Annotated in this window: 20 protein-coding genes and 1 pseudogene; 11 read left to right on the plus strand and 10 right to left on the minus strand. The window is 28.4% G+C overall.

Annotated features, from left to right (window positions below; genetic code table 11):
- Window positions 1-1,629 carry a GldG family protein gene (locus F811_RS0111720; RefSeq protein WP_020005429.1) on the minus strand — a complete coding sequence of 543 codons (1,629 nt, stop codon included), beginning with the start codon at window positions 1,627-1,629 and terminating at the stop codon, window positions 1-3.
- A 304-nt stretch (window positions 1,630-1,933) separates the two neighbouring features.
- Between F811_RS0111720 and dxr the strand changes: the two genes are divergently transcribed.
- The 3 genes from dxr (at window position 1,934) to F811_RS0111735 (ending at window position 5,409) form a co-directional block, all read left to right on the plus strand.
- A complete protein-coding gene (gene dxr, locus F811_RS0111725; RefSeq protein WP_020005430.1) occupies window positions 1,934-3,088 on the plus strand; it encodes a 1-deoxy-D-xylulose-5-phosphate reductoisomerase in 1,155 nt (384 codons plus the stop codon).
- A gap of 75 nt (window positions 3,089-3,163) precedes the next feature.
- Window positions 3,164-4,900, plus strand: a complete 1,737-nt coding sequence (locus tag F811_RS0111730) for a proline--tRNA ligase (protein ID WP_026364441.1) — start codon at window positions 3,164-3,166, stop codon at window positions 4,898-4,900.
- Between the two features lie 71 nt (window positions 4,901-4,971).
- Window positions 4,972-5,409 carry a GNAT family N-acetyltransferase gene (locus tag F811_RS0111735; protein ID WP_020005432.1) on the plus strand — a complete coding sequence of 146 codons (438 nt, stop codon included), beginning with the start codon at window positions 4,972-4,974 and terminating at the stop codon, window positions 5,407-5,409.
- A gap of 5 nt (window positions 5,410-5,414) precedes the next feature.
- Here F811_RS0111735 and F811_RS0111740 read toward each other — a convergent pair whose 3' ends face one another.
- From F811_RS0111740 to F811_RS0111765, 6 genes are all read right to left on the minus strand, one after another.
- Window positions 5,415-6,485 (minus strand): LptF/LptG family permease, encoded by a 1,071-nt coding sequence (locus F811_RS0111740; RefSeq protein WP_020005433.1) that lies wholly within the window; start codon window positions 6,483-6,485, stop codon window positions 5,415-5,417.
- Window positions 6,485-7,366, minus strand: coding sequence for a DUF2225 domain-containing protein (locus F811_RS0111745; RefSeq protein WP_020005434.1), 882 nt, complete (start codon window positions 7,364-7,366; stop codon window positions 6,485-6,487). Before F811_RS0111745 ends, F811_RS0111740 begins: the two co-directional genes overlap by 1 nt.
- Before the next feature lie 68 nt (window positions 7,367-7,434).
- Complete coding sequence (locus F811_RS0111750; RefSeq protein ID WP_020005435.1) at window positions 7,435-8,565, minus strand: hypothetical protein; 1,131 nt, start codon at window positions 8,563-8,565, stop codon at window positions 7,435-7,437.
- Window positions 8,540-10,075 (minus strand): NTP transferase domain-containing protein, encoded by a 1,536-nt coding sequence (locus tag F811_RS0111755; RefSeq protein ID WP_020005436.1) that lies wholly within the window; start codon window positions 10,073-10,075, stop codon window positions 8,540-8,542. The genes F811_RS0111750 and F811_RS0111755 overlap by 26 nt, the downstream gene beginning before the upstream one ends.
- An 11-nt stretch (window positions 10,076-10,086) precedes the next feature.
- Entirely contained in the window at window positions 10,087-10,626 is a 540-nt protein-coding gene (locus tag F811_RS0111760; RefSeq protein ID WP_020005437.1) for a hypothetical protein, read from the minus strand.
- Between the two features lie 104 nt (window positions 10,627-10,730).
- On the minus strand, window positions 10,731-12,131 hold the full coding sequence (locus tag F811_RS0111765; RefSeq protein WP_020005438.1) for an MATE family efflux transporter: 1,401 nt from the start codon (window positions 12,129-12,131) through the stop codon (window positions 10,731-10,733).
- A gap of 121 nt (window positions 12,132-12,252) precedes the next feature.
- On the opposite strand from F811_RS0111765, the pseudogene F811_RS16105 reads away from it, so the two are divergent.
- From F811_RS16105 to F811_RS0111805, 8 genes and pseudogenes are all read left to right on the plus strand, one after another.
- Window positions 12,253-13,180, plus strand: a pseudogene (locus tag F811_RS16105) (methylenetetrahydrofolate reductase).
- A gap of 218 nt (window positions 13,181-13,398) precedes the next feature.
- Window positions 13,399-14,418: an LPP20 family lipoprotein gene (locus F811_RS0111775; protein ID WP_020005439.1), complete on the plus strand. Its 1,020-nt coding sequence runs from the start codon at window positions 13,399-13,401 to the stop codon at window positions 14,416-14,418.
- Window positions 14,419-14,428: 10 nt separating this feature from the next.
- Entirely contained in the window at window positions 14,429-15,001 is a 573-nt protein-coding gene (locus F811_RS0111780; protein WP_020005440.1) for a hypothetical protein, read from the plus strand.
- Between the two features lie 19 nt (window positions 15,002-15,020).
- Window positions 15,021-15,629: a hypothetical protein gene (locus F811_RS0111785; protein WP_020005441.1), complete on the plus strand. Its 609-nt coding sequence runs from the start codon at window positions 15,021-15,023 to the stop codon at window positions 15,627-15,629.
- Between the two features lie 93 nt (window positions 15,630-15,722).
- Window positions 15,723-16,499: a YfaP family protein gene (locus tag F811_RS16240; protein ID WP_020005442.1), complete on the plus strand. Its 777-nt coding sequence runs from the start codon at window positions 15,723-15,725 to the stop codon at window positions 16,497-16,499.
- 20 nt (window positions 16,500-16,519) lie between these two features.
- Window positions 16,520-17,650: a hypothetical protein gene (locus F811_RS0111795; protein ID WP_020005443.1), complete on the plus strand. Its 1,131-nt coding sequence runs from the start codon at window positions 16,520-16,522 to the stop codon at window positions 17,648-17,650.
- 27 nt (window positions 17,651-17,677) lie between these two features.
- Window positions 17,678-18,643 carry a hypothetical protein gene (locus tag F811_RS0111800; protein ID WP_020005444.1) on the plus strand — a complete coding sequence of 322 codons (966 nt, stop codon included), beginning with the start codon at window positions 17,678-17,680 and terminating at the stop codon, window positions 18,641-18,643.
- Entirely contained in the window at window positions 18,609-19,133 is a 525-nt protein-coding gene (locus F811_RS0111805) for a hypothetical protein (RefSeq protein WP_020005445.1), read from the plus strand. The genes F811_RS0111800 and F811_RS0111805 overlap by 35 nt, the downstream gene beginning before the upstream one ends.
- Before the next feature lie 54 nt (window positions 19,134-19,187).
- Here the strand turns inward: F811_RS0111805 and F811_RS0111810 are convergent, their stop codons facing one another.
- The 3 genes from F811_RS0111810 to F811_RS0111820 all read right to left on the minus strand — a co-directional run.
- Window positions 19,188-20,000, minus strand: coding sequence for a vitamin B12 dependent-methionine synthase activation domain-containing protein (locus F811_RS0111810; protein ID WP_020005446.1), 813 nt, complete (start codon window positions 19,998-20,000; stop codon window positions 19,188-19,190).
- 230 nt (window positions 20,001-20,230) lie between these two features.
- A complete protein-coding gene (locus F811_RS0111815; protein WP_020005447.1) occupies window positions 20,231-22,843 on the minus strand; it encodes a homocysteine S-methyltransferase family protein in 2,613 nt (870 codons plus the stop codon).
- A 386-nt stretch (window positions 22,844-23,229) separates the two neighbouring features.
- Window positions 23,230-23,717 (minus strand): integrase core domain-containing protein (locus tag F811_RS0111820; RefSeq protein WP_020005448.1); only part of this gene is annotated, 488 nt, incomplete at its 5' end.

A 23,717-nucleotide genomic window follows, 5' to 3' on the forward strand; every position in this document is an offset into this window, starting at 1 on the left:
TTATCTTCTTCTAAAGAACCATATCAATATACCAAGTATACCAAATAAACAAGGCAAACCTATTTGAGCAACATATCTTATAAAGTTAGTTTGAGTAGTAGTAAGAGTAAGATTTTTTATGCTTGCTTCTTTAGGTCTTATAGTAATTTTTTGTCTTGCCTCTAATAGATAAGCAACGCTATTCATAAATAAGTCTTTATTACCAGCAAAAGCTATATCTACAGACTGACCTTGCTCTGGATTAATATATGCATTCAAAGCAAAAGTAGCATCACCAAATACAACTATTCTTGCAGGTTCTTTTCTTCCTTCTATTTCATAAGTACCGCTTATAGCCAAAGGCACAGGACCTGGTATATCTGTTCTTGGATTGAATCTTGCTCTTGATAAATCAAATGTAGCCTCTTCTTTTCCATAACCTTGAGGTGTAGTTGTAATTATGTTTTCAAAGCTGCCGTTATATTTATTTTCTCCGCTTAATATACTTCTTGCTACAACTAAGCAGGCAAATACATTACCTTCTTTAAGTGTCTGAGTTATAGGGTGTGAAGTGTATTGAGGCACTATATTAACAGGTATAACAACACTTGAAGCTGTATCTATTATATAGTCATTTTTAGTTTTAAATCCCCAATCTGATAGGAAATTACCTAGATTGCTGTTAAATTTGCTTCTGTCCATAAAGCTGTCATATAATACTAATAATTTACCGCCAGTTTTTACATAGTTATTTAATTTTTCTATTTCAAAATCGCTGAATGTTTCAACTGGTGCAGCTATAACTATTAAAGCAGCATCTGTAGGTATATTTTCAAGTATAATATTTAATTCTCTTACTTTATAATTTTCATTTTCCAAATAAGTTTTTACATAAGATAAACCTTCCCCGCCTCTGTCCTGTATTTGTCTTTCTCCATGTCCTACAGTAAAATATATAACATACGATTCATTATCAAGTAATGTATATATTGCCTGAGTAAATTTTTCTTCCCCTACAAATAAAGGATCTGAAGTAACTTTTGACTGAGTAGTTAAATCTTTTCTGTATACTCTTACTTGTTTGCTTTGTCCGTAAGTAAATACTATTTCTCCAACCTGAGTCATTTGATATTTGCTTTTAGCTGAAGGTTTTTCTATAGGGTTAATATATTCAACAGTTATATGTTTATTAATCCTTTTATATTGTTCAAGTAATAAATCGGCCCTCCAATCAGCTGAAGTAGGGTCTGTACTTGGAGCTCTGAGTACAACTATAGAAAGCGAACTGTCTATTCTTGATAATACATCAGTAGTTTGCTGAGATACTGTGTATGATTTATTCTGAGTCATATCAAATCTTATAGGGAAGTTTATACTTATAATATAAAGCCCTACTAATATTGCCAAAACTATAACTAAAGATAATATTCCAAAAAAAGCTTTATGCACGAAACGCATCTTTAAAAGAGATATTATATATTTTCTGTCTACTATTAATGTAATAATAGTTATAACAGCAGATATTGCAAGTACAATCCAAAAAACTGTAGTAGGTCTTTGAGTTACTGCATAAAAGAAAATCCAAGCAAAAAATAATAATACCCATGAAGCTATAGTTAAAATTCTTAAATTAAACTTTTTATTTGACATCTAATAATAATCCATTTTCTATAATTTTTAATTAATTTGAATAAGTATTATATATAATTAATGATAAATTGCAATAATTATGTTTAGTTATACTTGTTCTCAAAGATTATCGGATATTCTATAATTTTTTATATAAAAAATATTTTTATATAAAATGTATAAAATAATACACAGTTTCTAAATCTAGTATAAATCTTTATTTTTATAATGTTTATTTTATATTGAAATAATTTAAAAATCACTCTATTATTAATTACTATATAAATACTAATAAAATAATATAAATTTTTAATAGAGTTGTAAAATGAAAAAAAGAATTCTTTTGTTGGGAGCTACTGGCTCTATAGGTACTAATACTTGTACGGTTGTTAGAAAATTCAGCAGTGATTTTGAAATAGTGGGAATGTCTGCAAATAGTAAAATAGATATTCTTAGAACTTTATGTACTGAGTTTAAGCCAAAAACTGTAAATATATCAGATAAGAGTGCGGCAAATATTTTTAAAGATTATGACTGTGCAGAAAGTATAAATATTTTTGACGGAAGTATTGCTGATTTTGTAAAACATACAGATTTTGATATATTAGTAAATGCTCTAACTGGATATGCAGGATTTCTTCCTACGGTAGAGGCAATAAAAAAAGGAAAAACTGTTGCTTTGGCAAATAAAGAGACTTTGGTAGTAGGCGGAGATATTATAAATGAACTATTAAAACAGCATAATGCCAAATTAATACCAATAGATAGTGAGCATTCTGCTATATTTCAGATATTAAATCATTTTGGTAAGGATGCATTATCAAAAGTAATAATAACAGCTTCAGGAGGTCCTTTTTTCAGAACACCTAAAGAAGAGTTAAAAAATGTTACTGTAGAGATGGCATTAAAGCACCCAACTTGGTCAATGGGAAGTAAAATTACTATAGACAGTGCCACTATGATGAATAAGGGCTTTGAAGTGATAGAAGCACATCATTTATTTAATTTGGATTATGATAAAATAGAAACTATTATTCACCCGCAGAGTTTAATACATTCTATGGCCGAGTTTGTTGATGGAGAAATATATGCTCAAATAGGAAAAAATGATATGTGCCTCCCTATACAGCATGCACTTACCTATCCAGAAATAAGAAATACTCCATTTGAAAAGTTAAAATTATATGAACATAGCGAAATTAATTTTTATAAAATGGATTTTGATAAATTTGTTATGCTTAAACTAGCCTATGAATGCGGTAAAAAAGGAGGACTTTATCCCTGCGTACTTAATGCTGCAAATGAGGTATGTGTATATTCATTTTTGGAGAAAAGAATTGGCTTTACTGATATATTTGATATTGTTTCAAAGGTATGTGATAGAAAAATAAATATACCTTTGAATATAGACAACATAATCAATATGGACAGCGAAATAAGAAAAGAGACCAGATGGATAATAGATTCTATGACTAAATAATTAAAACTGTTATTCATAGTTGATAATTTTAATTTTATAATATATCATTATTAAAAAATATTTTAAGGAAATATTATGCGTTTATCGAAACTATTTATGCCTACATTAAAAGAAGCACCAAGTGATGCAATAATAGCCTCAAACAAATTAATGATTAGAGCAGCACTTGCTAGAAAAATATCAAACGGACTTTATTCTTATCTGCCATTGGGAGTGAGAGTATTAAGTAAAATATCTAATATCATACGTGAAGAAATGGACGCTATAGGTTCTAATGAATGCATAATGCCCATACTAGTTTCTAAAGAATTATTAACGCCTTCTGGAAGATGGGAAAGATTTAAAAAAGAATTATTCAGATTGAAAGACAGAAACGATGTTGATATGGCTATGGGACCTACTCATGAAGAGGCTTTTACTATAACAGCACAGAATGAAATACAATCATATAAAGATTTGCCTTTAACTTTATATCAAATACATACAAAGTTTAGAGATGAGATAAGACCAAGATTTGGAGTTATACGCTCTAAAGAGTTTACAATGAAAGACGCTTATTCATTTCATATAACTAAAGAATGTCTTGATAAAACTTACAATGATATGAGCAGAGCCTACACTAAGATTTTTAAAAGAATGGGGCTTGATACTGTAAGTGTAAAAGCAGACAGCGGTGCTATGGGAGGAGAAGGAAGCGAAGAGTTTATGGTATTAAGTGAAGTAGGTGAGGAGACAATAATTTTCTGTTCTAAATGCGACTATAGAGCAAATGTAGAAAAGGCCAATGTTAAAAAAGATGATGAAGTTAAATCATATACTGATAAGCCTTTGGAAGAAGTTAATACTCCAGATATAAAAACCATAAATGACTTGGAAAAGTTTTTTAATACATCTTCAAAAAATTTCATTAAAAGTATAATTTATAAAACAGAAGAAGGAGAAGTTATACTAGTAGCTACTAGAGGAGATTTAGAAATAAATGAAACTAAACTCTCTAATGCATTAGGAGGACTTGATATAGAACTTGCCGATGAGGATACTGTAAAAGAAGTTACAGGTGCCAGAGTTGGTTTTGCTTCGCCTATAGGATTAAAAAAGAAAATAAGAATATTTGCTGACTATTCTATAAAATCTGTTGCTGATGCAATAGTTGGAGGCAATAAAGATGATACACATATAAAAAATGTTAATATACAAAGAGATTTTAATATTGATGTATGGGGTGATTTTAGAACTGCAAAAGAAAGCGATAAATGTCCAGAGTGCGGAGAGACTTTATATCAGAAAAAAGGTTTAGAGTTGGGACATATTTTTAAATTAGGTGATAAATATACTCAGGCTTTCAATTTTAAAGTATTAGATGAAAATAACAAAGAAATAACTCCTATAATGGGCTGTTATGGAATAGGTGTTAATAGAGCTTTGGCTTCTGTTATAGAACAAAATTATGATGATAAAGGTATTATATTTCCTATAAGTGTTGCTCCTTATGAGGCTATAGTAGTTGCCATTGATAAAGAGGGAGAAGAATCATTTAAAAAGGCAGAAGAGATTTACAATGCTCTTAATGCTCTAAAAGTTGAAACTATGTTTGATGACAGAAAAGAAAGACTTGGAGTTAAACTCAATGACTGCGATTTAATAGGTATTCCTATGAGAATAATTGTTGGTAAAAAATCTCTTCAAAGGGGAGTGGTTGAGTTTAAACTTAGAAGTTCATCTGAAAGTGTTGAAGTAAAAACAGATGAAATAGTTGAATATGTAAAAAGAAAAAAAGAAGAACTATTTAATGAAATAAACTCTAAACTATAATATAAATTTATAAAAATGAATAAGAGTATAAAATTATATTTCTTATTCATTTTTTATTTTAAAAATAATTTATGGAAAATATAGCAATTGTAAATGATATTGATAATAATATAGTTAATTCAATTCTTTTTATATCTTCAAAAAGCGAATATATTAGTTTATCCGAAAATAATTTAAAACAATATATAAAAGATGAATATCATAAAGTTATAATCATAAAAAATAATAATGAGATAAAAGGTTTCTTAATTTATTTTTTGCTTGCACCAGAAATAGATATAATATTTATAGCAGTTTATCCAAATAATAAAGGATATGGCAGCAAATTATTATCATATTTATTTGATGATGCAAAAGCTAATAATGTAAATAGTATCAAACTCGACTTGTATGAAAATAATATAACAGCTAAAAACTTTTATATAAAAAACGGATTTAAAAAAATAGCTGTGAGAAAAAAATATTATAATGATAAATTTGATGCTCTTATAATGGAGAAATCAATATAAATATATTAATGGAATTTCTTAAATGCCAATATACAAAGTATTGCAAATATAATATTAGGCATCCAAGCTGCAATAAAAGGATTCATATTTCCAGCTTCACCCATAGATCTGAATATCATAAGTATAGAATAATACAATAATGCTACTATTATAACCATTACCAAACTTACAACCAATACACTTTGTGTAGAAAATTTAGAAAATAATGAAGCAAGTAAAACGATAATAAAGCCAGAAAAACAATATGATATTCTATAATGCAGATCTGTTTCTAATCTTGAAGTATTCATATTTACTTCCTTCTGCAGTTTTATAATATGTGCTTCTTCAGTTAAACTCATAGAATCTAAGAGTGGTCTGCCATAAAAATGTTCTGGACGCTCCAAAACATCTAAAGGATAATTATTTATTTCTTTAACATCTATTTCTTTATTATCAGAAAAAGTTGTCATTATACCATTTTTTACATACCATTTTTTGTCATCATCATTCCACTGTATATAAGGACTAGATATTCTAAATTTTATTCCGCCGTCATCATTCATTTTTAATACAATAGTGTTAGTCATATATTGTTCTTGATAAAAATATGTATCTATAAAATATAAGTAATTATTTCCTCCAAAAAGCTGCCAAGGTCCGCTTTTAGATGCCTGTTTATTACCTCGCATGGCATCATTTGCCGCAAAAGACACTTTATTTAAAGGTGCTGCTACAAACTGCCAAAAAAGAACAAGAATCAAACAAAGTAATATAACTATAACAAACATGGGCATTGAAAATTTAAATAAACTAATGCCTGAATTTTCTATAGCGAGCATTTCTTTATTTTTTACAAAAGTCCCAAGCACATATGTAGATGCGAACATCAAAGCTACTGGAAATATATAATATGTATTATGCGGAGCTCTAGCTAAATGGTAAGTAATAAAATAATTAATTAATTCAGGGTGTTCTGTATAAAAAGATAGTCTGCTGCTTAAGTCCGCTATTGTAACCAAAACGACAAACAATAATAAAGAACCAAAGAAAAAAGACAGGAACTCCTTTAATAAATACGCATTTAATTTTTTCATTAACTTACATCTATACCATATTCTTCATTAAGATTATTTAATTCTTCAGTTATAGCAACATGAAGTTCTTTAATTTTCTCAAGTAAAGCAGAAGGCTTTGATTTGCTGCTTTTACCAGAACCAAATATTTTACTAATTTTTCTTTTAGCCTGCACAAGTGTTTCAGCTTTTACTTTAGGGTCTGGTATAAATTTAGCAGCATCCATTCCAAGCAATGCCCCCATATAAAGCATTCCCTCATATCCGAAATTATTATCTATATCAGGTCCGAATGATTTTATTTTCTCAAAATTTTCCTTACCATTTTGCATGCATTCTATTGCAGCTGAATATAATTCGCTTGCTTTATACTGAAAAAATGGTATTAATCTGTCATAATTTTCATTAGGGTATACATTAGCTAAATCTTCAAGTGTCCAGCTAAGCCTTAAAGAACATAATGCCTTTTTAAGAGTAGGGGCTGTATCTTTTCCATGATAATGATATCCGTCTATTGCAAGAAAATAACTAGCAGCTCCTTCTATAAGTGTTCTATTTCTTTTAAAATCTACATCATTTCCAAAAAACTCTTTCATATATTTTTCTCTTTGTTTTGATGTTTCAAGAGCTTCATCTTTTTTCTTATTATCTATTAAATTAAAATCTTCCTGAAAAGATGCATATAAACAATTAGGACAAACCACAACCACATATATTAAAGGGTAAACAGTGCCGTATTTTTTACTTTTTTCATAAGTTCTTCTTAAATCATTTCTCAATTTTCCAGCTATAAGTCTGCCGCCGCCTGTAAGAAGCATTTCATGATAAAACTCTCCGTTACATACAGGACAAGTTCTTGGGTTTTTCTCTATAAACGATACTTTTGGTTGTTCATCACTCATAAAAAATCCTATTTTATAGTTATTTTTATAAACATTTAAAATAAAAAAATGTCAAATCAATTATCGGCTTATTTCAATTTTTCAATATCACTTATATTTAGTTTTGTAATTCTAAGTTCATCAAAAATATCATTGTAGTAAAGCAAATAATAATAAGGATATTGTGCTGATATTAACCTGACATTTCCGCTACTTGTACCCAAAACGGATAAATCTATTATTCTTCTGTCAATAAACAAATATTTACTGCCGTCTTCTTTTGTATATAAAACCATTATCTGTGCCGCATAATCTAATGCACAGTCTAATGATATTACATCTGCATCTTCTGATACTATAGTAAAATTAGTAAAAGTGCCGTCATAGAATCTAGTATAGTTTATATTTCTTTTATTATCCTTGTTAAGATATACTATATGAAATCTGTTATGTTCTTCATGTTTTACAGAATAAATTGAAGAATTAGTTACTATAGCTCTGTTATCAAAAAATCTAAATGCCGTATTTGTTTTTCTTGAACCATAGAATATATTTCCAGTATCATATTCATGCATATAAAGTGCATATCCATCTTTTTCAGCGGCTGGATAAACACTATCAACTATTTTATTTGTATAAACAAAATCTGAAAAGAAATTATCTCTGTAGAACCTTGATACTGATAAAGTTCCTCTATTATCAACAAAAAACAAAGTAGGGTAGTCGAATGCTGACATAACTAATTTTAAATCTAGAATTTTTCTATTTTGCCTCAAATCCATAAAATAATTATTGAATGTACCAGAGTTATCATTAGCATATAATATTTTATTTGCTTTATTATATGAAACATGTATATGACTGTTATTTGTGGCAATACTTATTAAACTGCCTAATTCTCTATTATTATCTAGTATAGTTCTTGAAAAATTACCTTCTTTTCCAGTAACATATACAGCAGTATTAAGCAAATTATCATAATATGCAAAATGCACATTATTATAACCATCTACAAATAATTCACTAATATATGGCTCTTCTCTTAAAGAGGCAATAGACCAAGTAGAAAGCGATTCAAAGCTGCTCATTCTTATATAATGCTCTGTAATAGGAGGAGCATCTTTTTTTATTTCTCTTTGATATTGGGCACTCAATACAGCATATAAAAAAATAAAGAGTGCAGCAATTAATATACTACTTCTTTTTAGATTTTTTACCATCTTCTATTTTACTTACAGATTCAACACCTTCTTCTTTAGGTCTTATAAATCTGCATTTTATAACATTACCTTTTTCATCAAGAAGTGCTTTTATATGAGAATAGTAAAATATACAATGTTCAATATAGGCATTATCATCAACAATAGAGCCATAAAGATAACTAACACCTTTAATAAGTACATTAGAACCTATATTAACAGGGTGGTTATCACTTCCTGTAACATTAACACCTCTCTCTAATGTAGTATTTTTTCCTATATACACATTACCCTTTATCTGATTACCTGAATATATTTTAACATTATCATCTAGTATAAGTTTCTGATTTTCTAAACATGATAAAAGAACATTATCTCCAATGTAGGCATTTTCACCTAGATGTACATTTCCCTCTATTTTTGCACCATGTGATATAGTTACCCCATAATTAAGTGTAACATTCTTTCCTATATAAGCACCCTTTCCTATATATATGTCTAGCGGTTTTTCATCTTTATCTCTTTCGAGTATCTGTTCTACTACAGTATCATCTATAAAGAAATCTTCCCCGTCATATATAGTAATTATATTTTTCAATTTATTATATACATTGGATCTTGCTATAGATTCCATTTCTTTTAGAACAGTTTTATCATTAAATCCTAATACAACTCTGCTGTCTTTAGGCATATATGTAGAAATGGATAAGTTATTATTAACAAACATCTCTATCAAATCTGTAAGATAAAGTTCATTTTGAGCATTATTAGACTCTAATTTTTGTATAAGCTCCTCTAAAGGCTTCATTTTAAAGCCGTATATACCAGCTACATATTCATTAAAATTGTCCAAAAGTTCATCTTTTTCATAAGAAAACTTTTCATCTTTATAGGTTTTATAAAGTTTTTCATCGTCTTTCATTGCAAGCACATCTTTATACTCTATAACACCTATAACATTGCCTTGAGAGCCTTGTCTGTACTTGCTTTTTTTACCATCATATGTTAATCCTCTGCTTCTTAATATTCTTCCATAATAGTTGCTTCCTTTAGGACCATCATACATAGCAGTCATAACTATCATATCAGTTTTAGACTTTAAAAACTCCTCATGAAACTCTTTCATAGTATCAGAATCTATAAGCCCCATATCAGCATATATAACATAACAGTATTTTATATTTTTTAAATCGCTTTTTTCAAGCCCAACCTTAACGGCATGACCTGTACCTCTTTGTTCTTCCTGATAAGCAAAATTAGTATTAGCCTGCTTTCCTACAGCATTAGCAACATCTAGTGCTTTTATACCTACTACTATGGTAATATTGCTTTTAGGCATACCATTTCTAACAGCAAGTCTAACTCTTTCTATACTAGGCACTCCCCATATGGTATGAAGCATTTTAGACGTTGAACTTCTTATTCTTTTACCATGTCCGGCTGCTAATATTATCACCAAAGTATCATTTTTAGAAAACTTTGACGATAGTGAAGAGAGAGCATTTTCTATTTCTACTACATTTTTTTCCATAATAGCAACTCCTAATTTTTCTTATCATTTGCTTTTTGTTTATTTGTATATATTTGTTCAAATACAGGTTTTTTAACGTTTAAAGGAAGCGGATTAGAGACTTTTTTGTCATTTACTATATTTGCCTTATTATCCAGCTGTTCTTTTGCTTTCATAATATCTTCTAAACTATTCTTTTTATAATCATTTGGAAGAAAAGTATTTTTACTGTCTAATTCTAATTTATCTTTATTCTTATCCTGATTAAAAGTTTCATCTTCTTTTAACCATTTTCTTAATACTTTCGCTACAGATTCGCATAACTTATCAAGTTTTTGTTTAGCCCTAACATTACCGCCTAAATTAGAATCTTCTTTAATGATAAGTTTGTAGAGCTGCATAGCCTTTATTATATTTTTCTTTTCAAAGTTATAATAATCAGCAACTTTTTCTATACCGCCGAAATAGGAGGCAGTGAGATAACATCTGTAAGCACCTTCTATATCTTTTTGATTAAAAAGTTCATTTCCTTTTCTTACTAAAGCACTTCTTGTAGAATCTTTTATTTCCATATTCTACATTATATACCTATAATAGAAAACTGCAAGTACTAATTTTATAAATATATTATGTTAAATTAACTTTATTTTAAATAATATACTATTAATAATAATTACTAAATAGTTTTTTCTTTCTTTTTTAATTCATATTTCATTTCTCTTATCATACTAAGTCCTAAAGGTATAGAAAGTAAAAAGGTTAGTAAATCTGAAAAAGGCTGAGCTATTTCTATACCTGTAAGTCCAAATATTTTTGGAAATACATATATTATAGGTATAAAAAATATTCCTTGTTTTGCAACAGCTAAAATAGAAGCCCTTATTGTTTTTCTTGTTGTCTGAAGCATCATACTTGATAATGTTATAAATCCCCATAAAGGCAGACTCAATGCTTGATAATGTAATGCTCTGTATGCTACTTCAAGCAATGCATTATCTTTATCATTAAACATATGTACAATTTGTGCTGAATTCATAAATATAAATACAGAAAGCAAAAGTAATACAAAGGTTGATATTTTAACACAAAAATAAAACGCCTTTATAACCCGCTCATATTTTTTAGCCCCATAATTAAATCCGCATACTGGCTGAAAACCTTGTCCAAAACCTATAATGGCCGAATTAGCAAACATAGCAACTCTATTAACTATAGACATAGCAGCTATTGCAGCATCTCCAAATGGTGCAGAAGCTATATTTAAAAAAGCAGTAGAAAAACTTGATATACTCTGTCTGCAAAGGCTTGGAAGCCCTCCTACAACTATAGCCTTATATTTTTGAAGGCTAGGGGAAAAGTCTTTTAACTTTATAGGCAAAGTTCCCCATACATTAGTACCAATCAAAAGTATACAGAATCCTGCAAACTGACTTATTATAGTACCTATAGCCGCACCTTTTACTCCCATAGAAAAATGAAATATTAAAATAGGGTCTAATATTATATTTAAAACAGCCCCTGTTACCAAACCTATCATAGCAAATACAGCATTACCCTGCAGTCTTAATTGATTATTAAGAACCAAAGAGGCCGTCATATACGGAGCACCCATAAGTATATATCTCATATAGCTTATAGAATATGGGAGTATAGTTTCTGTTGAACCTAAAATATGTGCTAATGGATTTATAAAAATTGTACCAAGTATAAATATTATAAATCCTACTATCATTGCAGACAAAAAACCAGTTACAGCCATTTTTGATGCTTCATCTGTTTCTTTCGCCCCAAGTTTGATAGATATATAGTTGCCAGAACCATGACCAAAGAAAAAGCCTATAGCCTGTATTATTGCCATCATAGAAAACACTATTCCAACTGCTGCTGTAGATTGAGTATTTATCTTACTTACAAAGAAAGTATCTGCCATATTATAAAATGATGTAGTTAGCATACTAATAATCGTAGGAATACCCATTTTTATTACCAAACTTTCTACATTTGACTCTGTTAATTCTTTATATTTTTTATTCTGCCTTTCTGTTTCTTTTAATTCATGTTCATCATTTGAGTTCATACTATCACCTTAAAATAATATTATATAACTTTTTTTTATAACTTCAATATGATTTTTTTGTTTGACTTTTTTAATTTTTCTAGTACGATATTAAGTAAACATAATTGTTAGGATAAAATATATGAATAATGATGTAGAAAATTTTATAAAAAAATTAGAAAATAAAGATGAATATACTTTCACATTAGAAATATCACCTCAGGCTAAATATGATTTAGGATACATAGAAGAAAAAATAAATAATTCAAATATATCAGATTATATAGATGCATTTGTTGTAACAGATTCGCCTTTTGCTAATTTAAAAATTTCTTCAATACTCGCTGCATTACAATTAAAGCAAAGACTAAATAATAATAAACCATTTATAACTACTCAAACTATGAGAGATAAAAACTCAATAGCATTGCAAAATGACTTACTTAATAGGAGCTAATTATTTTGATTTGAGAATGATACTTGCAGTTACAGGAGACGCTGTAGCAAATGGAAATCAAAAACAGGCTAAAGCTGTATTTGAAGGTAATTCTAATTTATTAATAAACATTATAAAAAATTTGAATAACTGTAAAAGTTTAGGAGAGTTTTCTTTTAAAGAACCATTAAAACATATATATCCATTTTGTGTTATTAACAGTTATGCAAAAAATAATGACAGCCTAAAAGTAAGGCTTGCTAAAAAAGCAAACTCTGGAGTTAAAGCAATATTTACTCAGCCAATATATGAAATAGAAAGATTAGAGCTTTTATTAAAATGGATAGATGAACTTCCATTAAAAGAAAAACCCGTATTAGTACCAGGTTTTTTTCCTATACTTACATATAAAACAGCATATTTCATATATTATAAACTTCCGGGGGCTTATATACCTGAAGCTTGGCTTAATAAACTAAAAGAGGCAAGCGATAAGTCTCCAGAAGAAGAGAAAAAAGTAGCATATGAATTATCAGCAAATCTTTTTAATAGTATGATTAAAAAACATAAAAAAATGCATATAATGAGCATGAATAACTATGATTTTGTTGTTAGTTTGTTAAAAAATATTTAAATTAACTACGCTTTTATTGTATTCTAAATCCAAAATACTAAAAAATTATCCATTATTTTTATAAAATTTAAAATTTTATTAAGAAATTATTTTTTTTTATTAAAAAAAAACGGGATTTTTTTCATTTCTACGTATTTAAACATGAAAATATAATATTTATAGAATTAGATTTTTTAATCTATTTTATAAATTAGTATTTATAAAAAAGGTAATATAAGATGAAATTTACGGTTAATTTTTTAAGTAAAAAAAATATAATTTTCTTTATTTTATTGAGTACTATTAATATTTATGCGGAAAGTATACCAAATTGGATTATTAATCCTAAAAGTATATATGATGAAAATAAATATTTGTCTGCAGTTGGTGAAGGTTTGACATTAAAAGATGCTCAGATTAATGCATATATTAATCTTTCAAAAACATTTTCCATATCTGTAAATTTTGATGCAGCTTCTTTAGAAAGATGGAATGAAACAGGTAAGAATGTAGATAGTCAGTCATTGTATTATGAGAATGCTAAGTTGCAATCGTATGCCGAACTTTTCGGTGTAGAGTTTAAAGAGGCACATTATTCTCCGAATGAAAATATATACAGAGTTTTGGCTGTCATTGATAAAGAAAAATCAATAAAAATTTTGAGTCAAAAAATTCGTTATAATGAAATGTCTATTAATGAATATATGAATAATATGTCTAATAATCCAATAGAAAGATATTCAGTATTAGATATAGTATTAGTATTAGCTAAAAAAAATCAAATGTATTATGATGAACTCATTGTTTTGGGAGTGGATAATATATCTTTAAAATATAATGCCAGCCAAATAGAAAGTATGAAATTAAATGAATCAAAAAACATGACTTTTAATTTGGTTATGGAAAACAACTATTCAGCATTAGCACAAACAATAGAAAGTACTGTATCCAAATCAGGGTTTAAATTAACTAAATCCAATCCAGCATATAATTTTAATATAAGAATAGATTGGAGCGATTCAAGGGAATTACCAGATTTTGCAGGAGGCGGATTTATGGTATATTATCAGTTTCAGATAGATTTATTGGATAGAAATGGAGATTTGATATACACATTTAACTTTGGAGATCAATCAAATGGCAGGCAGCATGGCTTTACAGAAGCTGAAGCTAGAAAATATATTTTAACAGAAATTACAAAAACGGTTAAAGAAGAATTTAAAGGTAAATTTTTAGAATTTTTTAATCAGTATATATAAGGTATTTATTATGAAAAAAAAATATTATTTCATTATTTTAATAGGATTGTTTTTTATTATTTCCTGTGATGAATCCATTAATGAAAACTCAAGTATATCAAATGAACTTAGAATAAAGCAGATACTTTTTGCTTCTTCTAAAAATGTGAAGGAAGAAGACTTGTTCTATGCTGTATTTGAAAATATTAGTGATAATAATAATTATAAAATAGTAGACACAAAAGGTTCTGCTATTGGTATAGATCCTCCTGATTGGTATAAATATATGAATGATTCAGATAATTTGAAATCTCTATATAGTGATTATTTAATTTTTATATACCAAGACTCTGGAAAAAATTTAAATAGCATATCAAGAGAGATAGACACCATAAAGATTAATAATTTATTTAATAACTATATAAATAAAAAAATATCCTCATATTTTAATACAAAAGAATTATTGTTTAGCGGATTAAAAAAAGAAGGTGATTGGTGGATATTGATAGATAATAATGGAGATAGAATATATCAATACACCACAATTTATCTTATGAGTAAAGACATTTTTAATAGTCAATTATCTAAATATTTAAATAAATAAAAATAAAAGAGGTAAAATCATGAAAAAAATACTATTTCTACTTTTCACATTATCTGTGGTATCTTTTACTCAGACTCAATCTGAATATACGGTAATAGATACAAAAGGAGCAGCTTTAGGTTTGGAAGCACCTGAGTGGATTAATTATGTATCATCTGTTTCACAAATGCAAAGTCTATTTCCAGGTAAAGTTGCATTTGTCAAATATGAAACAGGTCCAAATCTTAGTTTAATTCAGAGAAGAGTAAATACTACAGGAATTAATGCTGATTATGCCAGAGTTGTATCAACAGCTGTCAAACAGGCATTCAAAGAGCATGCCAATTGGTCAGATGAAGAATTCAATCAAAAAATGGGTGAAGATTCTATTATTGGTTCTGCCAAAGCAAAATTTAAAGGTTTGAAAAAAGAAGGAGACTGGTGGGTATTAAGAAGAGATTTAGATGGAAATAAAGAATATACTTATTATGTACTTTATTTGCTAGATGAACAAATTTTCTTAAAAGATTTAGGATTAATAATTGAAGAATCAGCACAAAGTATAGGAAATAGTGCATTAGGCGATAAAGTAAAATCTGATATACAAAATGTAGAAGAATTATTCTATGAGAATCAGACACCTTATTAATATTTATATAATAAAAAATTAATATTCTATAGGTAATATAATACTATTATTACCTATAGAATTACTATATCAATCAAAAATGGAAAATACACAATGAAAAAAATAATTATTATATTTATTTCTTTATTATCATCTTTTCAGATTATTTATTCAGCAGATCAATTAACATTGGAAAGAAATAGAGTTCTTCAAAAAATGGGAGATGCTTTATTTGATGATCAATGTGTTTTATGGTTTACAGATGCTTTAACAGGCAGAGGTTTATCTCAAGCCAAAGTTACTATAGATGGTATAGGTAATTTTACAACTGACAGATCTGGTTTAGTATTTTTTGATGAACCAGAAGATGGAGAATATTTTGTACTTGTAGAAAAAGAAGGGTATTATGATGGAGAATTTTATATAGAAATACTTAATGGAACAATAGTTCAAACGGAAAAACAGTATCCTATTCCTCCTTATAATAATTTAGAAGATATACGTATAGTTTTAACTTGGGATCAATATCCATACGATTTAGACAGTCATTTAGTTAAATCAGGCGATTATCATATTTCATTTCGTAATATGAGAACGGCCTCAGATGGTTCAGCTATGCTTGATATTGATTCTATGAATGGGTATGGACCAGAAACTATTACCATCAAAAGAGTTAATAATTACGGAGCATATTCTTTTTATGTTCATAATTTTTCGGAATCTAATAATCCAAATTCTTATAATTTAAGTAGATCGAATGCCGTTGTTAGAGTATATTGGAAAGGCAGATTACTTTATACATTTTATGTACCTAGAAATAGAAAAGGTACTATTTGGAATGTATTTGAAATAAGAAATGGAAATATATTAGAAATCAATCAAATACACTAATATTTAAGTGAGTTCATAATATGAAAAAAGATCTAAAAATAATAATTATATTCTTATTTTTTATGTATCTTCCTTTATTTCCTGAAGAATATGTAATAAGGTATTTAGGTGAACTTGAAGAATTAAGAGTAAATATACAGAATGGAAATACATATTTAGGTGATACTATAGTAATAGCAGAGGACTTAGATTTTGAAAATAGATATTTTCCTGGTTTGGGGGATGATGAAAATATTTTTGAGGGTACTATAGAAGGAAGAGGAAAAACATTCTTTAATTATAATTCAGACTATCCATTTGTATATATTTTAGGAAAAAATGGATCTATAAAAAATCTTTTAATAGATAATGGAAAAATTGAAGGAGATAATTCAGCGGCCTTTGTTTACTTAAATAAAGGAACAATATCTAGTTGTCTTAATGGAGCATATGTTTATGGTAAAAAAAATGCTGCTGGTATTTGTGTATTTAATGAAGGGATAATAACATCTTGTTATAATACTCAGGATATAAAATCAGAAGCTGATAATTTAGATCCAAATATTGGCGGCATAGTAGCTTTTAATGATGGCGGATATGTAGAATTATCTGTTAATGCTGGTGATTTATACGGTTATTGTACAGTAGGCGGAATTGCTGGATATTCAGAAAATGGATCTATCAACAAATGTTATAATGCTGGAAAAATAGACGGAGGTGTTGCAGCTGGTATAGTTGGAATGGCAAAAAAAACAAAAATAATGAATACCTACAATATAGGAAATATTTCATTAACTATTGATGACAGCGGAGCAGGAGGAATATTTGGATCTGCTGTGAATTCAGATGTTTCATATTCTTTCAATCTTGGAAAAATTGAATATACTGTCAATTCATATGCAGGCTCTATAGGAGCATATATAGAAAATACAACTTTTGATGAATGCTTACATCTATCTGGTACTGTAGGAATAGGTAATGAATATGTCAATCCAGGTGATTATAGTTTGGGTAACATAATAGGAAATGCAATGTTAAAAGGATTATCTGGAGTTAAAGCTATAAGCAAAAAAAAATTTTCTAATCCTGATACATTTTCTAAATGGGGTATTGGAAGTATTTGGGAGTTCAATGGCAAATGGTATCCATCTTTAGTAGATGTTGTAAATTAAATTATTTAAATTTATGGAGTATAAAAAATGAAAAAATTTATCTTAATTATTATATCTTTAATCGCATCTGTCTCTTTTATTTACGGACAGCAAGGCAGAATAGCTAGATTTCCTTTCACAGGAACTGCTATAGATAATGGCAGCAGTATAGGTTCTGATTATGCTAAAAAAATTCAATCTGAATTAACATCTCTTGGTTATAAATTTGTATCAAGAGATTCTGAATTACAATCCATATTAGAACAAGAAGTTAAATTTCAAAGAGCATATAATAGAAAAGATTATATAAACGCCGCTACTATGGTTAATGCCGATTATGCTTTAACTGGAACTATAAATAATATAAATAATAAATATGATATATCTGTATCATTAGTTAATCTGGCTACACTTGAAGAGATAGTTGTTAATAAGTCATTATATTCTTTAAATGATCAAGAAGCAAAAAATGCTGTAATTGATATAGCAGGTGAGATAGATGCTAAATTAAATGGCACAAAATATGTTTCTGTTGCAGAAAAAAGACAGATTAAACAACAGCAGAATATAAAGAATCAATATAATACATATTATTCTTATGAAAGAGGATACAGAGCTGCAAATGTTGCTAAATGGGTTGGAAGAGTTTCTTGGATTGTAGGAATTGGTTTAATAATTGTTCCATTTGCAATAGATGCTAAATGGGGAAATCACTTCGGATATTTTTTAACAACTGAACCTAATAATATGACTTATGGTGATTATGGTCAAGTTGTTTCATCAACTGGCGGTATGTATTCCAAGTCGGATTTAAATATTATGAGAGGTGTGTTTTATACTGGTATAGGATTATTTGCAGGCGGTTTAATAACAGATATAGTTGCATCTTCAGTTCAAGGTTATTACAAAAATAAAATGAATAGCGGATACTATTCTTTTGCTCCTGTAATAGTTCCTTATGATAATGGAGCTGTATCTTATGGAGCAGAATTTAGATTTTCATATCAATTTTAATTACTGTTGGAATAAAATGAGAAATATTATTTATACTTTTACATTTTTTATAATATTGGCATTGTCATTAAATGCACAATATGGTAAAGCTATAGCTTCATTGCCTTTTAGAGGAGAAAACATAACTCCGCAGGAAAGTGAGTACTTAGCAAGCATGTTTGCAAGTGAATTTGTATCAAGAGGCTATACATTAGTAACGAGAACATCAGCATTCAAAGAAACTCTGGCAGAAATGCATTTTCAAAAAGATATATCAACCGCTAATATTGCAGAATTTGGAAAATTAGTAGGTGCTGATTATGTTTTAGTTGGAAATATTGATTATGTATTTGGAAAAATGGCTATGACGGCACAAGTTATTAGCGTAGAAAAAGCTACTATATTAGCATCTGCTACAGAAGATATAAGAGATATTTCTGATATTAATCAGGATATAGCTGCCAAAATGGTCAAAAAAATAGTTTTAGATATGAGTATATTGGTAAATTAATACATATAACTAAATAGTGTATTTTAACAACAACTAATAAAATGCACTATTTAGTTAATTAGCAAAATAATATGAATCCTCACAGAACGAAACTATAGCACAAGTACTAAGCTCTGGATCCATCATATAGCTTTCTGTAAGGGTAACATTAAACTCTTCAGGCTTTAATTTATCAAAAATTATTCTGTTTCCGTACATATTAGTAAGTGCTTTATATCCGAAAGAGTATCTGCATCCTACATGTTTTCTTTTACCATTATTTTTTAAATTAAGCAAATTTTCCATGTGTGTTTGAAGTATATCAACATAGTTTTCTATAATATGCGTACCTATTGCATTATAAAAGTAATAATCTTTATAATCATCATTATCATAAAGCCCTTTCAAAAATCCTGCAAACTTCTCTCCAAGACTTACAAGAGTAAAACCTATAGTGTCTTCATCTTTATCAAAAAAATCAACGATAGAGTTATAAGGCTCTTTTTCCATACGCTCTAAAGGTATCTCTATTTTTTCATCTTTTAATTGATTAGTATTAAAATCAACATCATATATATAAAGTTTATCATTTTCAGTAGTAGTTTTATAAAATCCGTAAATCATTACAGGCTCTATTAAATTATTTTCTATGATATTATTTTTCATCTCTTCGTATTTAGGCTCTACTTTAGTTTTTATCATCTCATTATATTTTTCAATGTCCTGATTTTTAGCAGAATATCCAAAACCTGCTCTGAAAAGCCTAACTTTATTAATCATATCAAAAGCCTCTTTTTCTATTTCCTTATTAAACTCAAAAACTTTTCTTCCATAGAAAGGAGGTTTATTTATATAATGTTGATGATTTTTATGATTTATTTCTGGCATAATTCTTCCTTTGTTGTTATGCTCGAACTCGCTTTATAGTTTCAAGCAAATGAATTTGCTTGAAGGCTCGTTCTCGCTTTTGTTTATTGCTCGCCTCAGCCTGTAATAAGCTAGCAAGTAGACTCACTAGCTGGCTTCGGCTCACTTTTATTTTGCTATACACACATAATATGGCTGCAATAATTTATTATCAATTTAATTAAATTCGTTTGGCTAAATTTTTATAATTATTATTTTTCTTTATCTCTGTCAGCTATTATTTCTTTTATTGCTAATATATCATCAAAACCGTCTTTGCAGTAAAATATCTTAGCAGTATCTCCATAAACCTTTTTGCAAGTATTTTCAACAAAGTCCTTAGTTAAAGCTGCCCCTCCAAGTAAAATTGGTATCTTTAATCCTTTGTCTCTAATGTATGCAAGATTATCTTTCATAACTTCAGTAGATTTTACTAAAAGACCAGACATACCTATACAGTCAGCATTATGTTCATGATACGCCTCTATAAATTTTTCTATGGATACTTTCGTGCCAAGATTAACAGTTTCAAATCCATTATTTTTCATAATGATTTCAACTAGGTTTTTACCTACATCATGAACATCTCCTGCCACAGTACCAAGTATAATTTTAGCAGTTTTTTCTTGCTGCTTTTTCTCTAAAAACTTTGATAAAAAGTCAACACTCTTTTTCATAACTTCCGCAGAACCCAAAACAAAAGGAAGCTGTATAGTGCCTTCTCCGAATTTTACTCCGATATCAGCCATAGTAGGAAGAAGTATTTCATCTATTATAGCCTGAGCAAATAATTTTTCTCCTCCAAACTCTTCACTGTTTTCTTTTACTTCATTAAGCAACACCTGCATATCTTTCCATTCGCCGTCAAGCATAGCATCTCTTATGGCTTCTCTTATAGGCTTTTTTATATTTTCTTCAGTGTTTACTTTTTTTTCTTTTTTGTCAGAAAAGTGATTTATATAATTTATAAGAGGCTCTTTACTGTTGTTTTTATTATATATTAATTCCCTTGCTAATTCTATCTCTTTTTCATCTATTTTTGATAAAGGAAGTATTTGAGCAACATTAACAATGGCCGTAGTAAGACCATGATTAATAGCTTCGTATAAAAATACAGAGTTCATTATTTTTCTAGCTTCTTCTTTAAGCCCGAAAGATATATTAGATACTCCTAAACTAATAGAGCATTCAGGATATTTTTTTGATAACTCTTTTATAGCATTAAGAGTTTGAACTCCTGCTAAAAAGCTATTTTCATCACCGCTTGCAAGTGTAAAAGTAAGAGGGTCAAATATTATGTCATGAGGAAGTATTTTATGAACATTGACAGCACGCTCATACATTCTCTCAGCCATTTTTAATTTATCTTCGCATGTAAAGGCCATTGATTTTTCATCTATTGTAAGAAGCATAATAGAAGCACCATATTTTTTTGCAAGAGAACATATTGCATCAAACTTTTCTTCTCCCTGCTCCATATTAGCAGAGTTTATTATAGGTTTTCCTCCATATACTTTTAAAGCCGCTTCTATTACATTTGGTTTTATAGCATCAATAACTAATGGCAGAGAAATTTGCTTAACATAAGCTGAAATAATTTTTGTAATATCTTCTGCTTCATCACGTCCAGCCCAAGCAGCATTAACATCTATGGCATGGCTTCCAGCTTTTACCTGTTTTATTCCTACGTCAAGCATACCGTCCATATCACCTGCAATCATAAGTTCTCTAAATATTTTACTTCCAGTAGCATTGCTTCTCTCCCCTATCATTAAAGGAGCAGGCTTTTGTTTTATACTTACAGTATTAAATAAACTCGCTATATAAGGTCTTGGTTTTTCTAATGCTGTTTTTTTTGGTTTGATGCCTTTTACTTTTTTAGCTAATGCGTCTATATGCAAAGGTGTTGTACCGCAGCAGCCTCCTATAAATGAAAGCCCGTTTAAACTAAAAAACTCACTATTAATATCTGCGAATTCTTCAGGTGTCATACTATAATATGCTTTTCCGTCTCTGTTTTCTGGAAGTCCTGCATTGCTGTGTATTGATATTGGCATGCATGATATTTCCGAAAGTCTTTTTATATGACGCATTGCCATGTCTGGACCTGTACCGCAGTTCATACCTATAGAAAATATATCCAAATTTGAAAGTATTGTATATGCTGTTTCTATATCGGTACCCAAAAGCATAGTGCCTTCTTTTTCTATAGTAACAGAAACCATTATTGGTATTTCTTTATTTAATTTTTTTGCCGTATCATTAACTGCCAGTATAGCCGCTTTTAACTGCAGTACATCTTGTGCTGTTTCGAGAAGTATAATATCAACTCCTCCGTCTATTAATCCTCTTGCAGCTTCAGCGTATCCATTATACATTTCATCAAAAGAAATTTGTCCAAGGCTAGGAAGTTTTACTCCCGGACCTAAACTGCCTGCAATAAAAATATCTCTGTTCAAATCGCCTTTAGAATTAGGATTTTTTAAATATTCTTCTCTAGCTTCATTTGCTATTAATGCAGCACTTTTAGCAAGTTCGTAAGATTTATCTGCAATGTCATATTCATTTAATACCCAAGGTATTGCCCCGAAACTATTAGTCTTTGTGATATTGGCATTGGCATTTAAATAATCTATATGTATTTCTTTCATTATATATGGAGCTGTTATATTTAATATTTCATTACAGCCTTCAATATTATTGCCGTCTATAATCCAAGATTCTTTTTTTATATCTTTTTTTTGAAGTTCTGTACCAGTGGCACCATCTATTATTAAATACTGTTCTTTTATAAGTTCTCTTAATCTCTCTTTTATATTATTCATTACTATTTATACTCCAATTTTATTTTTTACACCATGTAAGAAACATTCTAATATAAAAATATAAATATGACAAGTTTGTATTAACATAATTATTGTTTAGTAGTATGAGTTTTTTTACATTTTTTATATAAAAAATTTGTATCTTATTAATTTATTTAAATAATACTTGACAAAATTATTTGCAAAACCTTTTCATTATAATATAATGCAGTTTAATAATTCATAAAACATCAGTATTTTATCTGTTTGTACCAACAAGAAATTAGCAAATAATTAATTAAAAAAAATGATAAAAATTAATACAATATAAATATTAATTAATTTAGTTTTAAAATAAGTATATTAATAGTCTTTATTAATTTGTTTAAGAGCCAGAGATATTGCATTTAAGTATTCCTTAGTTTTTTGAAGTATAACATATGAGTATCATAATTTAAAGCTGAATGTATGCGTTTATAATTCCAAAAATTATTATATTTCCTTAATTTTTGATTAGCTTTCTCTAAAGTTAATTCTTGTGTACAAAAGTCATAAAATTCTTGTTGGTCACAGTGATGTGTACTTTCAACTACGCCATTGTACCAAGGAGATGAGACAGGACTATAAACTCTTTTAATATGCTTCTTCTTACAAAATATATCTAATGGGTGTTCTTTCTCAAATAAAAGTTTTCGGTAAGTAAATTCTGTGCCATTGTCTGTTTGAATACAATGAACGCGAAATGGAAAATATTCTAGCATACGTTCAAGAAAATTAATAGTGCTTTCTGGTGTTTTTTCAGAATATAAATATCTAAAACTTATTTTAGTAGCGATATCCACAGCAGTAAACTGGTAATAGCGTATTTCTCCAAAAAAAGCATATGACGAAGTCC

The sequence above is a fragment of the Brachyspira innocens ATCC 29796 genome, assembly GCF_000384655.1.
GTDB lineage: Bacteria > Spirochaetota > Brachyspiria > Brachyspirales > Brachyspiraceae > Brachyspira > Brachyspira innocens.

What these genes read in the sequence shown, in the direction of transcription:
- F811_RS0111720 (WP_020005429.1), bottom strand. Translation starts at nt 1,629, where the DNA reads ATGTCAAATAAAAAGTTTAATTTAAGAATTTTAACTATAGCTTCATGG.
- dxr (WP_020005430.1), top strand. Translation starts at nt 1,934, where the DNA reads ATGAAAAAAAGAATTCTTTTGTTGGGAGCTACTGGCTCTATAGGTACT.
- F811_RS0111730 (WP_026364441.1), top strand. Translation starts at nt 3,164, where the DNA reads ATGCGTTTATCGAAACTATTTATGCCTACATTAAAAGAAGCACCAAGT.
- F811_RS0111735 (WP_020005432.1), top strand. Translation starts at nt 4,972, where the DNA reads ATGGAAAATATAGCAATTGTAAATGATATTGATAATAATATAGTTAAT.
- F811_RS0111740 (WP_020005433.1), bottom strand. Translation starts at nt 6,485, where the DNA reads ATGAAAAAATTAAATGCGTATTTATTAAAGGAGTTCCTGTCTTTTTTC.
- F811_RS0111745 (WP_020005434.1), bottom strand. Translation starts at nt 7,366, where the DNA reads ATGAGTGATGAACAACCAAAAGTATCGTTTATAGAGAAAAACCCAAGA.
- F811_RS0111750 (WP_020005435.1), bottom strand. Translation starts at nt 8,565, where the DNA reads ATGGTAAAAAATCTAAAAAGAAGTAGTATATTAATTGCTGCACTCTTT.
- F811_RS0111755 (WP_020005436.1), bottom strand. Translation starts at nt 10,075, where the DNA reads ATGGAAAAAAATGTAGTAGAAATAGAAAATGCTCTCTCTTCACTATCG.
- F811_RS0111760 (WP_020005437.1), bottom strand. Translation starts at nt 10,626, where the DNA reads ATGGAAATAAAAGATTCTACAAGAAGTGCTTTAGTAAGAAAAGGAAAT.
- F811_RS0111765 (WP_020005438.1), bottom strand. Translation starts at nt 12,131, where the DNA reads ATGAACTCAAATGATGAACATGAATTAAAAGAAACAGAAAGGCAGAAT.
- F811_RS0111775 (WP_020005439.1), top strand. Translation starts at nt 13,399, where the DNA reads ATGAAATTTACGGTTAATTTTTTAAGTAAAAAAAATATAATTTTCTTT.
- F811_RS0111780 (WP_020005440.1), top strand. Translation starts at nt 14,429, where the DNA reads ATGAAAAAAAAATATTATTTCATTATTTTAATAGGATTGTTTTTTATT.
- F811_RS0111785 (WP_020005441.1), top strand. Translation starts at nt 15,021, where the DNA reads ATGAAAAAAATACTATTTCTACTTTTCACATTATCTGTGGTATCTTTT.
- F811_RS16240 (WP_020005442.1), top strand. Translation starts at nt 15,723, where the DNA reads ATGAAAAAAATAATTATTATATTTATTTCTTTATTATCATCTTTTCAG.
- F811_RS0111795 (WP_020005443.1), top strand. Translation starts at nt 16,520, where the DNA reads ATGAAAAAAGATCTAAAAATAATAATTATATTCTTATTTTTTATGTAT.
- F811_RS0111800 (WP_020005444.1), top strand. Translation starts at nt 17,678, where the DNA reads ATGAAAAAATTTATCTTAATTATTATATCTTTAATCGCATCTGTCTCT.
- F811_RS0111805 (WP_020005445.1), top strand. Translation starts at nt 18,609, where the DNA reads ATGGAGCAGAATTTAGATTTTCATATCAATTTTAATTACTGTTGGAAT.
- F811_RS0111810 (WP_020005446.1), bottom strand. Translation starts at nt 20,000, where the DNA reads ATGCCAGAAATAAATCATAAAAATCATCAACATTATATAAATAAACCT.
- F811_RS0111815 (WP_020005447.1), bottom strand. Translation starts at nt 22,843, where the DNA reads ATGAATAATATAAAAGAGAGATTAAGAGAACTTATAAAAGAACAGTAT.